At 71.4% G+C, this 19,632-nt stretch carries 9 protein-coding genes; 6 read left to right on the top strand and 3 right to left on the bottom strand.

From position 1 onward, the window contains the following. Window positions 1-382: 382 nt before the first annotated feature. From G361_RS0104885 to G361_RS0104895, 3 genes are all read left to right on the top strand, one after another. Window positions 383-13,972 (top strand): non-ribosomal peptide synthetase, encoded by a 13,590-nt coding sequence (locus G361_RS0104885; protein WP_026342705.1) that lies wholly within the window; start codon window positions 383-385, stop codon window positions 13,970-13,972. After that, window positions 13,969-14,982, top strand: a complete 1,014-nt coding sequence (locus G361_RS0104890; RefSeq protein WP_019925936.1) for a daunorubicin resistance protein DrrA family ABC transporter ATP-binding protein — start codon at window positions 13,969-13,971, stop codon at window positions 14,980-14,982. The genes G361_RS0104885 and G361_RS0104890 overlap by 4 nt, the downstream gene beginning before the upstream one ends. Window positions 14,983-15,062: 80 nt before the next feature. Further along, the gene (locus tag G361_RS0104895; RefSeq protein ID WP_026342706.1) at window positions 15,063-15,842 is read left to right on the top strand and encodes an ABC transporter permease; all 780 of its coding nucleotides are present in this window, start codon (window positions 15,063-15,065) and stop codon (window positions 15,840-15,842) included. 65 nt (window positions 15,843-15,907) lie between these two features. On the opposite strand, the gene G361_RS0104900 is transcribed toward G361_RS0104895, so the two are convergent. Next, window positions 15,908-16,246, bottom strand: coding sequence for an RNA polymerase-binding protein RbpA (locus tag G361_RS0104900; protein WP_026342707.1), 339 nt, complete (start codon window positions 16,244-16,246; stop codon window positions 15,908-15,910). Window positions 16,247-16,442: 196 nt separating this feature from the next. On the opposite strand from G361_RS0104900, the gene G361_RS0104905 reads away from it, so the two are divergent. Then, window positions 16,443-16,769, top strand: coding sequence for a hypothetical protein (locus G361_RS0104905; RefSeq protein WP_019925939.1), 327 nt, complete (start codon window positions 16,443-16,445; stop codon window positions 16,767-16,769). A gap of 15 nt (window positions 16,770-16,784) precedes the next feature. Here the strand turns inward: G361_RS0104905 and G361_RS0104910 are convergent, their stop codons facing one another. After that, complete coding sequence (locus G361_RS0104910; protein WP_019925940.1) at window positions 16,785-17,447, bottom strand: M23 family metallopeptidase; 663 nt, start codon at window positions 17,445-17,447, stop codon at window positions 16,785-16,787. Window positions 17,448-17,624: 177 nt separating this feature from the next. Then, window positions 17,625-18,611 (bottom strand): glycosyltransferase family 9 protein, encoded by a 987-nt coding sequence (locus G361_RS0104915; RefSeq protein ID WP_019925941.1) that lies wholly within the window; start codon window positions 18,609-18,611, stop codon window positions 17,625-17,627. A 268-nt stretch (window positions 18,612-18,879) separates the two neighbouring features. On the opposite strand from G361_RS0104915, the gene G361_RS0104920 reads away from it, so the two are divergent. Together G361_RS0104920 and G361_RS0104925 are read left to right on the top strand one after the other, a co-directional pair. Then, complete coding sequence (locus G361_RS0104920; protein WP_019925942.1) at window positions 18,880-19,173, top strand: hypothetical protein; 294 nt, start codon at window positions 18,880-18,882, stop codon at window positions 19,171-19,173. 98 nt (window positions 19,174-19,271) lie between these two features. After that, complete coding sequence (locus G361_RS0104925; RefSeq protein ID WP_019925943.1) at window positions 19,272-19,622, top strand: hypothetical protein; 351 nt, start codon at window positions 19,272-19,274, stop codon at window positions 19,620-19,622. Window positions 19,623-19,632: the final 10 nt, after the last annotated feature.

Raw genomic sequence — 19,632 nt, forward strand, 5'->3', positions numbered from 1 at the left:
TCCGCGATACCCCTTGCGCGCGATGCGGTCCGGCAAAGCGTATTTGCGTGCAATGACCGATGGGGTACTGTACTGTTCGCCAGCGTGTAGCGGGGGGTTCTCGCCTGGTTCGCGTTTCCGCTTCTGTCTCTTGGCGTTACCGCTCGATCAGCTCTTATAGCCGACCAAAAGCCGTGTTGCACTGAGATAGCCGTCTAAATGCACTCGCCGCCAATGGCGTTCGAGGTGAAAAGACTCGAGATCACTACCGATCCGGCCGACTCGAGGCTCCGAATCATAGGGCGTGGATCGACGTCCCGTGGTTTGCGCGTGCGCGTGCACGGCGTTGTCCGATTCACCAGCTCGGGGATTGTGCGTCAACAGCGGCAGAACGGAGTGATGGATGAGCTCATTGGCCACCGACCACGTCGACCAATGCTCTTCGAGCGAACTTTCGGCACAACCCTTCGCCCTGTCACCTGCCCAGACGGCCCTCTGGTACGCGCAGCGCATCCATCCCGAGGTGCCCTTGACGATCGCCCAGTACGTGGAGATCCACGGTGATCTGGACGTCGGTCGTCTGTTGTACGCCGTCGAACGCTTCGGCGCGGAGGCTCAGGTCAATCAGGTGCGATTGGTGGAGATCGATGGCGCTCCGCATCAGCTGATCGATCCGGCGCGGCGGTCGGGATGGGCTCGGCTGGATCTGCGGCACGAGGCCGATCCGCGAGCGGCGGCCCGCAGCTGGATGACCGCGCACGCCGGCGCCCCGATGGATCTGGAACGTGATCCGCTGATCTTCCACGCGGTGCTGCGGGTCGGCGATCTGGACTACATCTGGTACTCGCGCGCCCATCACATCGTGATCGACGGCTACGGCGCGATGAACGCGACCAACCGCACCGCCGAGATCTACACCGCGCTGGAGGACCGGGCCGAACCGTCGGTCTCCCGCGCCGACGGCCTGGCCGAGATCTACGCCGGCGAGGCCGAATACCGGGATTCGGATCAGTTCGGCGCGGACCGCGAGTACTGGACGGGGCAGCTCACCGGTGTGGGTGCGCCCGTGAGCCTGTCGCTGTCGCCGGTGGCGTCCGCGGCGCCGACCGGTGACCGCCGCATCGCGGCCGGTCTGGTCGAGGAGGCCGTGCAGGCCCAGTTACTGCAGGCCGCGGCCACCTTCCAGGTACAGAAGAGCGCGGCGCTGTTCGTGGCGGCGCTGGCCTGCTACGTGCACGCGGTCACCGGCAATCCGGATGTGGTGCTCAGCCTGCCGGTTTCGGCCCGCACCTCGAAGTCGCTGCGCCGTTCCGCGGGTGTGGTGTCGAATGTGGTGCCGATCCGGATCCGCTGCGATCCGTCGACCACCGTCGGCGCGGTGGTCGCGGCGGTCGAGGAGCAGATCACCGGGGCGTTGCAGCATCAGCGGTACCGGCACGACGACATCCGCCGCGACTGCGGTTACTCCCGGGACACCCGCGGCTTCTTCGGGCCGATGGTCAACATCATGCTGTTCCATCGGGAGTTGCGCTTCGGCGAGCTGCCGGGTGCGCTGCGGGTGCTGTCCACCGGTCCGGTCGAGGACCTGTCGGTGAACCTGTACAACGGCACCGGCGAGGGCATCCATCTGGACTTCGAGGCCAATCCGCAGCTGTACGGCGACGCGGACCTCGCCGCGCACCACGCGCGTTTCCTGGACTTCGTGCCGCGACTGCTGGCCACCACCCCCGACACCCCGGTGGCGGCGGTACCGGTGATCACCGCCGTCGAGCGCGAACAGGTTCTGCGGGAACGGAATTCGACCGACGCGGCCCATTCCGGCGGCACCCTGGCCGGACTGTTCGCCGAGCGGGTGGCGGCCGCGCCGGACGCGGTGGCACTCGAATTCGAGGACGAGACCCTGACCTACGCCGAACTGGACGCGCGCGCCAACCGGCTGGCCCGGGATCTGATCGCCCGCGGCGCCGGCCCGGACACGGTGGTGGGCCTGGCGATGCGGCGCAGCGTCGACCTGGTGGTCGGCATGTACGCGATCGTCGCGGCCGGGGCGGCGTATCTGCCGCTGGATCCGGACCATCCGGCCGAGCGGATCGGCAACATCCTGGCGCAGGCGCGGCCGGTGTGCGTGCTGACCGCCACCCGCGACGAGCTGGAACTGCCGTCCGGTACCGCGCGCCTGGACGTGGACACCCTGGACCCGTCCGCCGGTGACGGTTCGCCGATCACCGATGCGGACCGGCGCGGCCCGCTGCGCCCGGATCATCTGGCGTACGTCATCTTCACCTCCGGCTCCACCGGACGGCCGAAGGGTGTGGGTGTCGGCCACGCCGCGATCGTGAACCGGCTGCGCTGGATGCAGCACGCGTATCCGCTCGACGGGACGGATGTGGTCCTGCAGAAGACGCCGGCCACCTTCGACGTCTCGGTCTGGGAGTTCTTCTGGCCCTTGCAGATCGGGGCCAAACTGGTGGTCGCGGTGCCCGACGGGCACCGCGATCCCGGTTATCTGGCCCGCGTGATCGCCGAGAAGGGCGTCACCACAGCACATTTCGTGCCCTCGATGCTGTCGGTGTTCGTCACCGACACCGATGTCAGCGGCTGCGCCGGCCTGCGCCGGGTGTTCTGCAGCGGTGAGGCGCTGCCGGCCGCGACGGTGCGCGATTTCCATGCGGCGCTGGGGGATTCGGCGCCGGAACTGCACAACCTGTACGGCCCCACCGAGGCCGCCGTCGACGTCACCGCGTGGGCCTGCGAGCCGACCGCGGACAGCGTCCCGATCGGCGCGCCGATCTGGAACACTCGCGTGTACGTCCTGGACGAGCGGCTGCGGCCGGTCCCGCCGGGGGTGGTCGGCGAGCTGTATCTGGCCGGTGTGCAGCTGGCGCGCGGCTATCTCGGCCGGCCGGGGCTGACCGCCGACCGGTTCGTCGCCGATCCGTACCGGCCCGGTGCGCGGCTGTACCGCACCGGCGATCTGGTGCGCTGGCGCGTCGGTGGCGACGCGGCGCTGGAATACCTGGGCCGCAGCGATTTCCAGGTGAAGATCCGCGGCCTGCGGATCGAACTCGGCGAGATCGAGGCCGAACTGCTGGCCGACACCCGGATCGCGCGCGCGGTCTGTGTCGCCCGCGGCAGCGGCGAGGATGCGGAACTGGCCGGATATCTGGTCGCCGCACCCGGCGCCGAGCCCGATGTCGAGGAGTTGACGGCCGCGCTGCGCCGCACCCTGCCCGGCTATATGGTCCCCGCCCATCTGATCGTGCTCGACGAGCTACCGTTGAGCGCCAACGGCAAGGTGGATCGCGCCGCGCTGCCCGAGCCGGTGGCCCGCCGCGAACCGGCCGTCGGCGCGCAGCCCGAGACCGAGGTACAGCGCCGGCTGGCGGGCATCGTCGCCGACGTACTCGGTATCGAGGCGCCGGGGATCGACGACAACTTCTTCGACCTGGGGGCCAACTCGCTGTCGGCGGCCCGCGCGGTCGGCCGGGTCAACGCGGCCCTCGGGGCCGGACTCACCATTCGCGATCTGTTCGAATCGCCGACCGTGCGAGCGCTGGCCGCGCGGTTCGAGGCCCAGAACCCGGACACCGCCTCGCCGCGGCTGGTCGCCGCCGCGCGCCCGGAGCGGGTTCCGCTGTCGCTGGCCCAGCAGCGGCTGTGGATCCTGAACCGGTTCGCCGATCAGGCCGCGGCCTACAACATGCCGCTGGCGGTGGAGCTGACCGGCCCGCTGGACGTGGCCGCGCTGCGCGCCGGGCTGGTCGACGTGCTGGAGCGGCACGAGAGCCTGCGCACCACCTTCCCCGACACCCCGCAGGGCCCGGTGCAGCGGGTCCATCCGGCGAGCGAGATCCCGCTCACCCTCGATCCGATCGACGCCACCGACGCCGACGTATCCGCGCTGGCCACCGAATTCGCCGGATACGGGTTCGATCTGCGCAGCCAGGCGCCGATCCGGGTGGCGCTCTACGCGACCGGCCCGGACCGGCACGTATTCCTCGTCGTCCTGCATCACATCGCCGGTGACGGCTGGTCGGTGGCGCCGCTGGTGCGCGATCTGACCGTCGCGGTCACCGCCCGCGCCGAGGGCGCCGCGCCGGGATGGACGCCGCTGCCGGTGCAGTACGCCGACTTCGCGCTGTGGCAGCGGGAACTGCTCGGCGACGAGACCGATTCCGGCTCCGCGCTCGCGCGGCAGCTGGCCTACTGGCGTACGGCGCTGGTGGAACTGCCCGATCAGCTGGATCTGCCGCTGGACCGGCCGCGGCCGCTGCAACGCGACGGTGGCGCCGGGCGGGTGGAGTTCACCGTGCCCGCCGACACCCGCAGAGCGATGGCGGCGCTGGCCGCCGAGCGCGGCGTCAGCACGTTCATGGTGCTGCACGCGGCGCTGGCGACGCTGCTGGGCCGGATGTGCCACACCGGCGACGTGGTGATCGGCACGCCGATCGCGGGCCGGTCCGATCCGGCGCTGGACGAGCTGGTCGGCATGTTCGTCAACACGCTAGTACTGCGCACCGGGGTCGAACCGGCCGCGGGTTTCGCGCGGATGCTGGACCGGGTCCGGGAGATCGACCTGGACGCCTTCGCCAATGCCGACGTGCCGTTCGAGCGGCTCGTCGAGGTGGTCAATCCGGTACGTGACGCGGGCCGGCATCCGCTGTTCCAGGTGATGCTGTCCTACGACCGGGCGCCGGAACCGCAGATCGCGCTGCCCGGGGTGTCGGCGCGGGTGCTGCCGCTGGCGGCGGGTGTCACCAAGTTCGACCTGCAGCTGACCGTGCACGAACCGGCCGGCGCCGATGCCGACACCGTGCTGTCCTGCGAATTCGGTTATGCCACCGATGTTCTCGACGAGACGACGGTGGCCGGGCTGGCGCAGCGGTTCGTCCGGTTGCTGGCCGCGGCGGTGACCTCGCCGGAGACCCCGGTCGGTGATCTGCCGCTGCTGGACGCCCGCGAGATCGGCAAGCTGGTGCCGATCATCGGCGCACCCGCCGAGGCGGCGCTGACGCTGGCGCGGCTGTTCACCGAGACCGCGCAGCGGGTGCCGGACGCGGTGGCCGTGCGCTACCTGGGCCACGACACCACCTATCGCGACCTGGACGACACCTCCAACCGGCTGGCACGGGTGCTCATCGAGAACGGCGCCGGCCCGGAGGTCGTGGTCGCGATCGCGCTGCCGCGCGGACCGGCCGCGATCACCGCGATCTGGGCGGTCGCCAAGTCCGGCGCCGCCTACGTGCCGATCGATCCGGACTATCCGGCCGACCGGATCGCGCACATGCTGTCGGATTCCGGTGCGATGCTGGGCCTCACCGACGCGCGGTGCCATGCCGCCATGCCGGACTGGCCGGTGCGCCGCGGCCGGCACCGCAAGCAGTACGTCGACTGGCTGCTGCTGGGTTCGCCCGCGCTGACCGCGGCGATGGACCGGTTCGCGACCACGCCGATCGCCGACGCCGAGCGGAACTATCCGCTGCGCGTCGCGCATCCCGGCTATCTGATCTACACCTCCGGTTCCACCGGCACCCCGAAGGCCGTGGTGATCACCCACGCCGGTATCGCCTCGCTGGCGCAGGAGCAGATGCACCTGTTCGGGGTGACCGATTCGGCCCGCACCCTGCACTTCTCGTCGCCGTCGTTCGACGCGTCGGTGCTGGAGATGCTGCTCGGTTTCGCGGCCGGGGCCACCGTCGTGGTGGCGCCGGCGGGCCTGTACGGCGGCGCCGAACTGGCCCGGCTGCTGCGCGAGGAACATGTCACGCACGCCTTCGTCACCCCCGCCGCGCTGGCCACCGTGCCGGTCGACGGGCTCGACGAGCTGGAGGCGGTGATCGTCGGCGGCGACTCCTGCCCCGAGGAGCTGGTGACAACCTGGACCGCGGGCGGCCGGCGGATGCACAACATGTACGGCCCGTCCGAGGCGACCGTGGCCGCCACCGCCACCGGCCCGATGGTGGCCGGGCGGCCGGTGCCGATCGGCCTGCCGGTGCGCGGGATGCGGCTGTTCGTCCTCGACGACCGGTTGCAGCCGGTGCCACCGGGGGTGCCGGGGGAGCTGTACCTGTCCGGGCCCGGCCTGGCGCGCGGCTATCTCGGCCGGTCCGGACTCACCGGGCAACGTTTCCCGGCCAATCCGCACGGCCGCCGCGGCGAGCGGATGTACCGCACCGGCGACGTGGTGGTGGCCGCCACGACCGGTCAGCTGCGCTTCGTGGGCCGCGCCGACGATCAGGTGAAGATCCGCGGCTTCCGGATCGAGCTGCGCGAGATCGACCACGTCCTGCGCGCACAGCCCGGGGTGCGGTTCGCGCTGACGGTGGTGCACACCGGCGACGGCGGGCATCCCCGCCTGGCCGCCTACGTCACCGCCGACACCGAGGTGGATCCGGCGGAGTTGCTGGCCGCCGCGCGGCAGCAGCTGCCGGGCTACATGGTCCCGGCGGCGGTCACGGTGCTGGATTCGGTGCCGACCACCCCGGCCGGCAAGGTGGACCGCAAGAATCTGCCCGCGCCGGTGTTCTCCGCGGCGGGCCCGACCCGCGCGCCGGAGACCGAATGGGAGCTGCGGGTCGCGACGGTGTTCGCCACGGTGCTCGGCCACGCGGTGCCCGGCGCGGAGGACAGTTTCTTCGACGCCGGCGGTAATTCGCTGCTGGCGACCCGGCTGACCGCCGCGCTGTACGACGAATTCGGTGTCGACCTGCCGGTGCGGGTGATCTTCGACGCGCCGACGATCGCCGGTGTGGCGGCCCGGCTGGCGGAGGCGCCGCGGGCCGAGCGGGTGGCCCTGGCCGCGCGCAACCCGCGTCCGGCGCGGATCCCACTGTCGCTGCCGCAGCAGCGGGTCTGGTTCCTCAACCGGTACGCGCCCGAATCCAGTGCCTACAACATCGCTTTCGCGATCCGCATCGACGGCGATCTGGACGCGCCGGCGCTGCGGGCGGCGCTCACCGACCTGGTCGACCGGCACGAGGTGCTGCGCACCCTGTTCCCTGAGGATCGTTCCGGCGCTTACCAATTGGTGCTCGACACCCGCCGCTGCATGCCGGTGGTGGAACCGATCGCCGCCGACGAGGAGGGCGCGCGGCTGGCGCTGCGCACGCTGGCGCAGCGCGGATTCGACCTGACCCGGGAGATCCCACTGCGAATCCGGTTGCTGCGCATCGGTTTGGAGCGGCACGTGCTGGGTGTGGTGCTGCACCACATCGCCGCCGACGGCTGGTCGCTGGCGCCGCTGACCCGGGATCTGGCCACCGCCTACGCCGCCCGCCGCGGCGGCGCGTCCCCGGCGTGGGCGCCGCTGCCGGTGCAGTACGCGGATTTCAGTCTGTGGCAACGGGATTGCCTCGGCGACGAGGACGATCCGGGCAGCCCGGCCGCGGTGCAGCTGCGCTTCTGGCGCGAGACGCTGGCGGCGCTGCCGGAGGAACTGCCCCTGCCCTACGACCGGCCGCGGCCGATGGAGCAGAACCACCGCGCCGGGACCGTGCGGTTCGCGGTGCCCGCGACCGTCCAGCAGCGGCTGCGGGAGCTGGCCCGCGCCGAAGGCGTCAGCGTGTTCATGGTGCTGCGCTCGGCGCTGGCGGTGCTGTTGCGCGCGGTCACCGGCGGCCGCGACGTGGTCGTCGGCACCCCGGTCGCCGGGCGTGGAGACAGCCGCCTCGACGAGTTGGTCGGCATGTTCGTCAACACCCTGGCGTTGCGGTCGCGGGTGGATCCGGACCGGACCTTCCTCGAGCAGATGCACGCCGATCGCGACGGCGAACTGGCCGCGATGTCGCATGCCGAGCTGCCGTTCGAGCGGGTGGTGGAGGTGCTGTCGCGCGACGGCCGCTCCGGTGGACCGGGCGCGCCGCTGTTGCAGGTCGCGCTGACCGTGCAGGACGGCCCGGCGCCGACGCTGGAGTTGCCCGGATTGCGGTTGCGCGCCGAGGAACTCGACATCGCGCTGGCGAAATTCGATCTGGAGTTGCGGGTGCTGCCGGCCGGTCGCGGCGGCGGCGCCGATCTGGCCTTCGAATTCGTCTACGCGGCAGAGCTTTTCGAGGCCGACACGGTCCGTACCCTGGCCGAGCGGCTGGCGCTGGTACTTGCCGCGGTGGCCGCCGCGCCGCGGTCGCGGGTGTGCGACATCGATGCCCGCACCGATCTCGAACGGGCCCGGTTCACCCCGGCCTACGGGCCGGTGCCGACCCCGGCGTGCACGCTGGCCGGATATTTCACCGCCACCGCGCATCTGCACGCGGATCGGGTCGCGTTCCGCTCCGGCGCGACCGACACCACCTACGCCGAGGCCGACGCCTACTCGAACCGGTTGGCGCGCAAGCTGATCGCCGCCGGGGTGGGCCCGGGGGACCGGGTCGCGCTCGGCCTGACCCGGTCGCTGCGCTCGGTACTGTCGGTGCTCGCGGTCACCAAGGCCGGCGCCGCGTACGTGCCGGTCGACCCGAACTATCCCGCCGACCGGGTGCGGCACATGCTCGACGACGCGCAGTGCCGGGTCGGCCTGACGGTCACCGCCGACGCCGAGCGGCTGACCGCGGCCGCCGGTACCGGCACCGACTGGCTGCTGCTCGACGACGCGGAGCTGATCGCGGACCTCGACGCCCGTGGCGCCGGGGCGATCGGCGACGCCGAGCGGGTGCGGCCGGTGCGGACCACGGATCTGGCGTACGTCATCTACACCTCCGGATCCACCGGAAAGCCCAAGGGCGTCGCCGTCACCCACGCCGGGCTGTCCAACTTCGCCGACGAACTGCGCGATCGGATGCGGATCGAACGCGAGTCGCGCACCCTGCACTTCTCCACGCCGAGCTTCGACGCCGCGGTGCTGGATCTGCTGCTGGCCGTCGGCGCCGGCGCGACCATGGTCATCTGCCCGACGGATGTCTACGGCGGCGACGAACTGGCAGCGCTGCTCGAGGCCGAGGGCATCACGCACACCTTCATCACCCCGGCCGCGCTGGCCACCATCGACGCGGACCGCTGGCCGCTGCCGCGGCTGCGCGCGCTCGCCGCCGGCGGTGAGGCGATCGGCCCGGAACTGGTCCAGCGCTGGGCCCGGGACCGCGCGATGTTCAACTGCTACGGCCCGACCGAGGCCACGGTCGCCGCCTCGATTGCCGGCCCGCTGACCCCCGGCGTCCCGGTCACCATCGGCACCCTGGTCCGCGGCGCCCGCGCGGTGGTGCTCGACGAGCGGCTGCGGCCGGTGCCGGTCGGGGTGCCCGGTGAGCTGTACGTCGGCGGACAGGGCGTGGCCCGCGGCTATCTCGGCCGGTTGGCGCTGAGCTCGACCCGGTTCGTGGCCGATCCGTTCGGTCCCGCGGGCGGGCGGCTGTACCGCACCGGTGACGTGGTCCGCTGGAACGCCGCGGGCGAACTGGTGTACCTGGGCCGCAGCGACCATCAGGTGAAGGTGCGCGGTTTCCGGATCGAGCTCGGCGAGATCTCCGGGGTGCTGACCGGGCATCCGGAGATCCGGTTCGCGCACACCGAGGTGCGCAGCATCGCCGGCGCGGCGCGGATCGTCTCCTTCGTGCAGCCGGTCGAGGCGGCCGCGCTGGATGTCGAGCAGGTGCGCGGCCACGTCGCAAAACACCTTCCCGCACATATGGTTCCGAGCAGCGTCACGGTGCTGGAGCGGATCCCGCTGACCCCGGTCGGCAAGCTGGACCTGGCCGCGCTGCCGCAGCCGCAGCTGACCGTCGCGGTGGCGCGGGAGCCGCAGACCGACGCCGAACGTCTCGTGGCGCAGGTGATGTCGGAGCTGCTCGGCGCCGAGGCCGTGGGCGCCGACGACAGCTTCTTCGACGTCGGCGGCAACTCGCTGCTGGCCACCCAGCTGGTGGCCCGGCTCACCGCCGCCACCGGCACCCGGCTGGAGGTGCGCACGGTCTTCACCACCCCGACCGTCGCCGGCCTGGCCGCACTGCTGGACACCGGTTCCGGCAACGGCGACGCCGGGCCGCGGCTGCGCCGCCGCACCCGCCCGCAGCGGGTGCCGCTGTCGGCGGCCCAGCGCCGGCTGTGGTTCCTGGAGCGGTTCAACGGCACCGGACCGGAGACCGAGGGCATCTACAACGTCCCCGCGGCGCTGCGGCTGCGCGGCGCCCTGGACCCCGCGGCGCTCGAGGCGGCGCTGCGCGCGGTGCAGGTGCGGCACGAGACGCTGCGCACGGTGTTCCCGGAACTCGAGGGCAGCGCCTATCAGCGGGTGCTGACCCCGGCCGCGGCCGCGATCACCCTCGAGGTCGCCGACGTGACCGAGGCCGATATCGACGACGAGGTGCGGCGGTTCGCCACGCCCGGATTCGATCTCGCCACCACGGCCCCGATCCGGGCCCGGCTGCTGCGCCTGGCCCCCGCCGACCACGTCCTGGTGCTGGTACTGCACCACATCGCGATGGACGGCTGGTCGCTGGACCCGCTGGCCGCGGACCTGGCCCTGGCCTACCGCGCCCAGCTGACCGGCGCCGAGCCGGAGTGGGCCGAACTGCCGGTCCAGTACGCCGACTACACGATGTGGCAGGAGGAACTGCTCGGCGGCGAGGACGATCCGGACTCGACGATCAGCCGCCAGCTCGACTACTGGCGCGACACGCTGGCCGGCCTGCCGGAACTGCTCACCGTGCCCGCCGACCGGCCCCGCCCGCCGGCCCCGAGCTACCGCGGCGGCACCGTGGAATGCCGCCTCGACGCGCAGACCCACCGGGAACTGCAGGCCATCGCCGCCGAACACGGCGTCACCATGTTCATGGTGCTGCACGCGGCGCTGACCACCCTGCTGCACCGGCTCACCGCCGTCGACGACATCGCCGTCGGCACCCCGATCGCCGGACGCGGACAGCCGGCCCTGGATCCACTGATCGGCATGTTCGTCGGCACCCTGGTGCTGCGTACCCGCATCGACGCCAGCGCCTCCTTCGCCGAACTGCTGCGCGCGGTGTGGGAGACCGATCTGGAGGCGTTCGCCAACGCCGACGTGCCGTTCGAGCGGCTGGTCGAGGTGCTGAATCCGGCGCGGTCGCAGGCGCATCACCCGCTGTTCCAGGTGATGCTGTCGGTACGCAACCAGCCGGTGCGGGTCCTGGACCTGCCCGATCTGCGCATCGAGCCCGCCGATACCGATCCCGGCATCGCGAAGTTCGATCTGCAGTTCACCCTCACCGAGGAGTGGACCACCGGCGGCGAGCGGCAGCCCGACGGCATCACGGTGTCGATCGACTTCGCCCGCGACCTGTTCGACGAGCCCACCGCGACCGATCTGGGCAAGCGCCTGGTCCGGCTGCTCACCGCGGCCGCGGCGAATCCGATGCTGCCCGTGGGCGATCTGGAACTGCTCGACGCCACCGAATGGTCGAGCCTGGCCCCGGTGCGCGGCGCCATCGCGGACCGCCCGGTCACCCTCGCCGAGGTGTTCGCGAAATCGGTGGCCCTCGCACCCGAGTCGGTCGCGCTGCGCTGCGACGGCACCCAGGTCACCTACGACGCGCTCGACCGCTGGACCAACCGCCTGGCCCGGGTCCTCATCTCGCTCGGCGTCGGCCCGGAAACCCTGGTGGCCGTGGGCATTCCGCGCTCGGCGGAATCGGTGGCGGTGACCCTGGCGGTGGCCAAGGCCGGCGGCGCGTTCGTCCCGGTCGACCCGAACTACCCCGAACACCGCATCGCCCACATGCTCACCGATTCCGGTGCGGCGGTGGGGATCACGATGTCGGCGTACCGCGAGCGGATGCCCGCGGGGGCGAGCTGGACCGTCCTGGACGCGCCGTCGTTCCGGCGGCGGGTGCTGCGCACCTCCGACGCCCCGATCGCCGCGAGCGAACTGCGCGGCGTGGTGCGGGTGGGCCACCTGGCCTACGTCATCTACACCTCCGGCTCGACCGGCGTACCGAAGGGTGTGGCGGTCAGCCACGGCGGCCTGTCGAACTTCGCCGCCGAGACCGCCGATCGGTTCGACGTACGGCCCGGCAGCCGCGTCCTGCACTTCGCCACCCCGAGTTTCGACGCGGCGATGCTGGATCTGCTGTTCGCCCTCGGCGGCGGCGCCACGCTGGTGATCGCCCCGGCCGGGGTGTACGGCGGCGCCGATCTCGCGCGGGTGCTGTCCGAGGAACGCATCACCCACGCGTTCATCACCACCTCCGCACTGGGCACGGTCGACCCGGCCGAGGTGACCGATATGCGGCACATCCTCGTCGGTGGCGAGGCGCTGCCGCCGGATCTGGTGACCCGCTGGAACGTGCCCGGCCGCACCCTCTACAACGTGTACGGCCCCACCGAGACCACCATCGTCACGGTGATGTCGCCGCCGATGCGGCCCGGTGTGCCGATCACCATCGGCGGACCGATCCGCGGGGTGCAGTCGATCGTGCTCGATCCGCGGCTGCATCCGGCCCCGGCCGGCGTCACCGGCGAACTGCACCTGGCCGGACCGGCACTGGCCCGCGGCTACCTGCACCGGCCCGGACTGACCGCGAGCCGGTTCGTCGCCAACCCGTTCGGCAAGCCCGGCGAGCGGATGTACCGGACCGGCGACCTCGTGCGCTGGCTCGAGCACGACGACCGCCGGGATCTGGAATACGTCGGCCGCAGCGACCATCAGGTGAAGATCCGCGGGTTCCGCATCGAACTCGGCGAGATCGACGCGGTCCTGGCCGCGCATCCGGCGGTCGAATTCGTCACCACCGTGGGACACCGCACGCCCGCCGGCGCGACCGCCCTGGTCGCCTACGTGAAGCCGCGCCCCGGCACCGCCGTGACCGCCGCGGACCTCACCACGCACGTGGCCGACCGCGCGCCGAACTACATGGTCCCGCAGGCGATCGTGCTGCTGGACCGGGTACCGCTGAATCCGGTCGGCAAGCTGGACCGGTCCGCGCTGCCGACGCCGTCGTTCGGTGGCGGGCACGACTACCGCGCACCCGGCACACCGGTGGAGAAGGCGCTGTGTGCCGCGTTCGAGCAGGTCCTCGGCGTGGAGAAGGTCGGCGTCGACGACGGCTTCTTCGATCTCGGCGGCAACTCGCTGCTGGCGACCAAGGTGGTGTCGCAGGTGCGCTCGGCCGGGATCGACCTGCCGGTGCAGGCGATGTTCGGCGATTCCACCCCCGCGGCGATCGCGGCCCGGCTCGCCGCGGAGGCCGGTGACGTGCTGGCCGCGGCCCTGCAACCGCTGCTGGCGATCCGATCGGCACCGGCCTCGGCGACCCCGCCGCTGTTCTGCGTGCATCCGGCGATCGGGCTGGCGTGGTGCTACTCCGGCCTGCTGGCACATCTGCCCGCCGACCGGCCCGTCTACGGTCTGCAGGCCCCGCACGTGACCGGCGCCGCCGAATCCCCGTCGATGGCGGCGCTGGCCCGGGAGTACGTGGCGCAGCTGCGCGCGGTGCAGCCGCACGGGCCGTACCATCTGCTCGGCTGGTCGCTGGGCGGCCTGATCGCCCACGAGATGGCGGTCCAGTTGCAGCAGGCGGGGGAGCGGGTCGCGCTGCTGGCCATGATGGACAGCTACGAACTGACCGACCGCTGGGTCGAGCACGCCGTCCCCGGAATCGCCGACATCATCGGCGAATTCGGCAGCGACCTGCTCGGCGGCGACACCGATCTGGATCCGCGGCTGACCCTGCAGGACGCCGCGGAACTGCTGCACAACCGGCCCGGCCCGTTCGCCGCGCTGACGGTCGACCACCTGCAGCGGCTCTACACCGGCTACACCCAGGGCGCCGACCTCGCGCACCGTTTCCGGCCCCAGGTCTTCGACGGCGATCTGCTGTTCTTCACCGCCGCCGACGACGAGATCAACCGGGCCGACCCGGACCGCTGCGCGAAGTCCTGGACGCCCTACGTGACCGGGACCGTCCACGACCAGCTGGTGCGGTGCCGCCACTCCGGCATGACCACGCCCGAGGCGCTGGCGGTGATCGGCCCGGTCCTGCGAGAACACCTGCTCGGCAACGTCGAATCGAAGGAGCTCCGAGGATGAGTCTGGCCGTGGAGGTCGAGGGCCTGGTGAAGGCCTACGGCCGAGTACGGGTCCTGAACGGGATCGATCTGGCGATCCCGTCGGGAACGGTGATGGGCCTGCTCGGCCCGAACGGCGCCGGCAAGACGACCACCGTGCGCATCGTCACCACCCTGCTCAAACCCACCGCCGGCGAGGTCCGGGTCGCGGGCGTGGACGTCCTGCGCGATCCCTCGCGGGCCCGCACCCGCATCGGCCTGTCGGGGCAGTACGCGGCCGTCGACGCGAACCTGTCCGGTTTCGAGAACCTGCGCATGGTCGCCCGGCTGTACGGCATGGGCCCGCGGCGGGCGTCGGACCGGGCGACCGAACTGCTGTCGGCGCTGGGGCTGGACCACGCGGCCGGCCGCCGCGCGGGCACCTATTCCGGCGGAATGGCCCGCCGGCTGGACCTGGCCGGGGCACTGGTGGCCCGTCCGCCGGTGGTGGTGCTCGACGAACCCACCACCGGACTGGATCCCCGCGGCCGCCTGGACATGTGGCAGGTCATCGGCGAACTCGTCGACGACGGCACGACCGTGCTGCTGACCACGCAGTATCTGGAGGAAGCCGATCTGCTGGCCGACCGGATCACCGTGATCGACCGCGGCCGAGTGATCGCGCGCGGTTCGGCGGACGAGCTGAAGACCTCGATCGGCGGCGACCGCCTCACCGTCACCCTGGCCGCCGGCCAGGATCCGGCCCGCGCGGAACAGGTCCTGGCCCAGATCGGCATCGGCGAGCCCGGCCACGAGCCCGGCACCGACGAGGTGTCGATCGTCGTCGGCGACGGCACCCGGACCATGGTCGAGGCGCTGCGCCGCCTCGACGACGCCGATGTGGTCGTCGTCGACGCGACCGTGCACCGGCCCAGCCTCGACGACGTCTTCCTGTCGCTGACCGGCACCCCCGCCACCGACACCGCCGAATCCGGCGCGACCGGCGCCGACGATTCCGAGATCGACGACCTTGCAGAGGAGATCATGTCGTGAAGTCCGCTGACGCGACGGTGGACACCAACACGTTGGCCGAGACGCCGGTGCATCCGGCCCTGCCGACCCCGCCGATGCGGTTGTTCCGCGACAGCGCCATCGTCGCCCACCGCAACCTGCTGACCATCCTGCGGGTGCCGACGCTGCTGGTGACCGCGACCATCCAGCCGCTGATGTTCGTCTTCCTGTTCGCCTACATCTTCGGCGCCTCGCTCGGCGGCGATCAGTACCGGGAATTCCTGCTGGCCGGCATCTTCACCCAGACGGTGGCGTTCAACGCCGCCTTCACCACCGTCGGCCTGGCCAACGACATGCAGCAGGGCATCATCGACCGGATGCGGACCCTGCCGATGTCGCGGCTGGCGGTACTCGCGGGCCGGACCCTGTCGGATCTGCTGGTCAACGTGCTGGCGCTGGCCGTCATGGCCGGCTGCGGCTATGTCGTGGGCTGGCGGATCAACGACGGATTCGCCGATGCCGCACTGGCTTTCGGCGTGATCCTGCTGTTCGCGTTCGCGATGTCCTGGGTGGGCGCGCTGACCGGGCTGTTGTCGCCGAGCGTGGAGGTGGCCCAGAGCGCCGGGCTGATCTGGCTGTTCCCGCTGACGTTCGTATCGTCGGCGTTCATCTCCGCGGAGACCCTGCCCGGCCCGCTGCGCGTGGTGGCGCAGTGGAATCCGATCACCGCGGTGGCGGCCTCGGGACGCAAGCTGTTCGGCAACGGCTCCCCGCCGTCGTTCACGCCGCCGCACGGCTGGCCCGCCGAGCACTGCGTGGCGTACTCGATCGGCTGCTCGCTGGTGATCCTCGCCGTCGCGATCCCGTTGTCGTTGATGCAGTACCGCCGCGTCGCGCGGTAACACCCGAAACGACGAAGCCGCGCCCACCCCGGTCCGGGATGGGCGCGGCTTCGTCGTTCGTTCTCCTAGATCCGCCCGCGGCGGGTCTTGAGCAGTTCCAGACGCTCCTGCAGCAGCTCCTCGAGCTCCTCCTTGGAGCGACGCTCGAGCAGCATGTCCCAGTGCGTCCGCGGGGGCTTCACCTTCTTGGGCTCCTGGCTGGAACCCTCGAGCAGAATGCCCTCCTGGCCGTTGCGGCACAGCCAGGTCGCGGGGATCTCGGCGTCGTCGGCGAAGGGCACATCGAATTCTTCGCCGTTGTCGGTCCGGTACCGCGCCATCCGACGCGGCGCCAGGTCGTGGTCGCGGTCGGTCTCGTAGCTCACCGCTCCGAGCCTGCTGCCTCGGAGTACGCGATCTGCCATGGTGTGCGGTCCTCTCTAGCCTGTTCGGCAACGCCCTACGAAAGTAGAACGTGCCCTGCTATAAAACAGTTCCCGGCGATGGTCAACCCCGACATTTTACTGGGAGGTGTCACCGTGCGGTTGCGGCGACCCCATTCGGCGATCGGGTCGGCGTGCCGCCAGCGTAATGGTTTCGTTCCGGTTAAGGTGTCGGACCATGCCGCGCCGTCTGCTGCTGTCCTGCCTGTGGTGTGGGCGGGAGATCGCCGAATCCGACGTCGGCCGTCGCCGTCGATACTGCCGCCAGTCCTGCCGGCAACGTGCCTACGAGCACCGTAAGGGGTTGGAGGGCACCGGAATTCCCGACGACGCGGTGGTGCTCAGCGCCCAGGAGGCCGCCGATCTGGCGGACCGCTGGTTCGCCGCCCGCTGCGCCGCCGAGGATGTCGCCATCGCCGTCGCCGAGGGCGCCGACGCGCGGGAACTGGCCGTGCTCACCACCGCGCTGGTCTCGCTGACCAAGGATGCCGAGCGATTGCGCTGACCCGCACCGGCCGGGTCAGCGCGGACCCCAGTCGAGCCGATTCTCCGGCAGCGGCTGCGGGGCGTCGACATCCACGCCCCGCGCCGCGAACCACGGCACCGGATCCATCCGGTCGCCGCGCTCGTCGGCCCAGACCTCGTAGTGCAGATGCGGTCCGGTGGAGAACCCGCGGTTGCCGACCGTCGCGATGACGTCCCCGGCCCGTACCGGCTCACCGACATCGACGAGGATCCGGTCGACGTGCCCGTAGACGCCGATCGTGCCGTCGTCCTGCAGCATCCGCACCCACAGCCCGAATCCGGCGGCGGGACCGGCCTCGACCACCACCCCGTCGGTCACCGCCGCGATCGGCGTGCCCAGCGTCTCGCCGAAGTCGATCCCGGCGTGCAGCACACCCCAGCGCATCCCGAAGTACGAGGTCGGCATCCCGGCCACCGGCCGTACCGTGCGCGGCCGGAAGTCCCGGGCCTGCTCGAGCAGCGCATCCGGCGCCTCCGCGGGCGGATCGTCCAGCGGCCGGGTGGCCACGACCAGCGTGTGCCCGGCCGTCTCCAGACCGCCGGTGCGACCGGTGCCGTGGCGATCCGCCGCCACCAGCGCGGTCACCGACGCGCCGACCACCGCGACGGTGAGGGCCATCGCCCGGGCGGTCGCCCGCGGCCGGGGCGACCTCAGCACCGGCACCGGTCTCCGCGCACACCCGGCAGCGCTCCCCGCAAACATCGTGTGAACATCACAGCGCGGCAACGTACCAGCCGAGGCGTCACGGCGAGATAACGACACGCAGATCAGAACCGGTGCTACCGCTACGGGAAGTGCGAACGCAGCTTGTTGCTGTCCGTTCGCTGTGGCGGATCAGCCGACCCGGCGATACCCCGCCCGGCGGCGCTCGCTGGCCGCGCTCGCCAGCGCTCGCCGATGCAACTGCTCGTCGACCGCCGCGATCACCTGTTCCGTCGTGATCTCCAGCAGCCCCGGATCGCACACATCGGCCTCGGGATCACCGGTCCGACCGGACCACAACACCACGTGCCGGCCCAGCAGATGCGGCGGCGGCCCGCCCCGGCTCGGCGACGTCGGCCCGAACAGCACCACGGTCCGCGTCCCGAACGCGGTCGCCAGATGCGCCACCCCGGTATCGCCGCACACGACCAGCCCCGCCTCGGCGACCGTCGTGGCCAGCTCGATCAGAGTCTGCTTGCCCGCCAGCACCTGTCGCTGCGGCAGGCCGGCCCGCGCGGCGATCTCCAGCGCCGCCGGCCGTTCGAATTCGTCGCCGGTGAGCACGATCTCACGTCCGGCCACCAGCAGATGCCGCACCACTGCGGCGAACCGATCGGCCGGCCACCGCCGGGCGGCCGCCCCCGCGCCCGCGTGCACCACCACGCAATCCCGGTGACTGGTCGTCGAGACCGGCGGCACGAGCCCGAGATTGCGGCGATCCGCGGTGATCCCGTCGGTCTCCAGCAGATGACACCAGCGATCCACCTCGTGCATCTCCGGCTGCCACGCCGGCCCGCCGACCGCCGGAACCGCTGCATGCCGATAGGTGAGGATGCGCGCCGGATCGGTCCGCGCCAGTTCGACGATGCCCTCGGCGCCACCGCTGTGCAGATTCACCGCCAGCTCGGGCGGTTCGCCGTCCCAGCGCAGACTCTCGGCGTCCGCGGTCGGCGTCAGTTCGTCCACCGAGGTGATCAGGTCGACGATCGGCTTGAGCCGGTGGGGCGCGGCCAGGACGATGTGGTCGTGCGGTCTGGCGCGCCGCAACGCCCGCAGTGCGGGCACCGCGGTGAGGAGATCACCGAGCCCGCGCGCACGCAGCACGAGTACAACCGCCACCGCAGCTCTCCTAGCCATCCACAACAGTGACAACGTCCGTCCGACCCGACCTTTCGGTGGACCGCCCGGCCGCCGAAAAGTCACTTCGACAGGACTACCCGACGCGCTCGCCGCCGAAACGCGAACCCATCGGTGATATTCCATCTGTGATATCACGTTCGTGATATCACCCCCGAATCGCGGGGAACGGCCCTAACGGCACAAGCCGCCCTGCCGGTCCGCTAGCCTGGTTTTCACGGGTCGGGATCGAAAGAAATTGGAGGCACAGATGTTTCGTACCGCTGGGTTCGCCGCGGCGGTCGTCGCAGCCGGAGCCGTGGGCGTGCTCGTCGCGGGGCCGGCGCAGGCCGCGGACGGTTCCGTCAGCATCAACGGCAAGGTCTACGACAACCCGACCGGCTGCATCGACACCGGCAACTCGTTCCAGACCATCGTCGGCAACACGACCGACAAGGTCGTGGAGGTCCATGCCGGCCGGCACTGCACCGGTCCGGTCGTGGGCACGGTCGATCCGGCGGGCATCACCATGGTGCCCAACGGCAGCCTGCTGATCGTGGAATAACGGCCCGCGAGGACCGTCGAGCCGCCGCCGCTTCCCGGCGGCGGCTTTTCTACTACTCGGTGTAGTTGTCCCGTCCGGGTCCACTACGCTGTGCATCCATGACAGTCGTCTACAACCTCGTGGTCGTGACCCACCTGCTCGGGCTCGCCGCCGTCATCGGTGGCTACGCGGCCGGACAGCCCAAGGTCTCCGAGGTGATGGTGTGGGGTGCGCGGGCGCAGATCGTCACCGGCCTGATCCTCGTCGGGCTCGCCGACTCCGTCCACTCCCTGGACAAACACCTCGACCTCGCGAAGATCATCACCAAACTCGTGATCGCCGTCGCCGTCGCGGCTTTCGCCGAGATCGGCCGCGCCGACGCCGAACGCGGCAAATCCCTGCCCTGGATGACCCACGCCGCCGGCCTGCTCGCCATCGCCAACGTCTTCGTCGCCGTCCTCTGGCACTGACCGGTCCCCA

The sequence above is a fragment of the Nocardia sp. BMG111209 genome, from assembly GCF_000381925.1.
Lineage (GTDB): Bacteria > Actinomycetota > Actinomycetes > Mycobacteriales > Mycobacteriaceae > Nocardia.

Coding starts and splice junctions, on each gene's coding strand:
- G361_RS0104905 (WP_019925939.1), top strand. CDS start 16,443: ATGCCGCGCCGTCTGCTGCTGTCCTGCCTGTGGTGTGGGCGGGAGATC.
- G361_RS0104885 (WP_026342705.1), top strand. CDS start 383: ATGAGCTCATTGGCCACCGACCACGTCGACCAATGCTCTTCGAGCGAA.
- G361_RS0104920 (WP_019925942.1), top strand. CDS start 18,880: ATGTTTCGTACCGCTGGGTTCGCCGCGGCGGTCGTCGCAGCCGGAGCC.
- G361_RS0104925 (WP_019925943.1), top strand. CDS start 19,272: ATGACAGTCGTCTACAACCTCGTGGTCGTGACCCACCTGCTCGGGCTC.
- G361_RS0104890 (WP_019925936.1), top strand. CDS start 13,969: ATGAGTCTGGCCGTGGAGGTCGAGGGCCTGGTGAAGGCCTACGGCCGA.
- G361_RS0104900 (WP_026342707.1), bottom strand. CDS start 16,246: ATGGCAGATCGCGTACTCCGAGGCAGCAGGCTCGGAGCGGTGAGCTAC.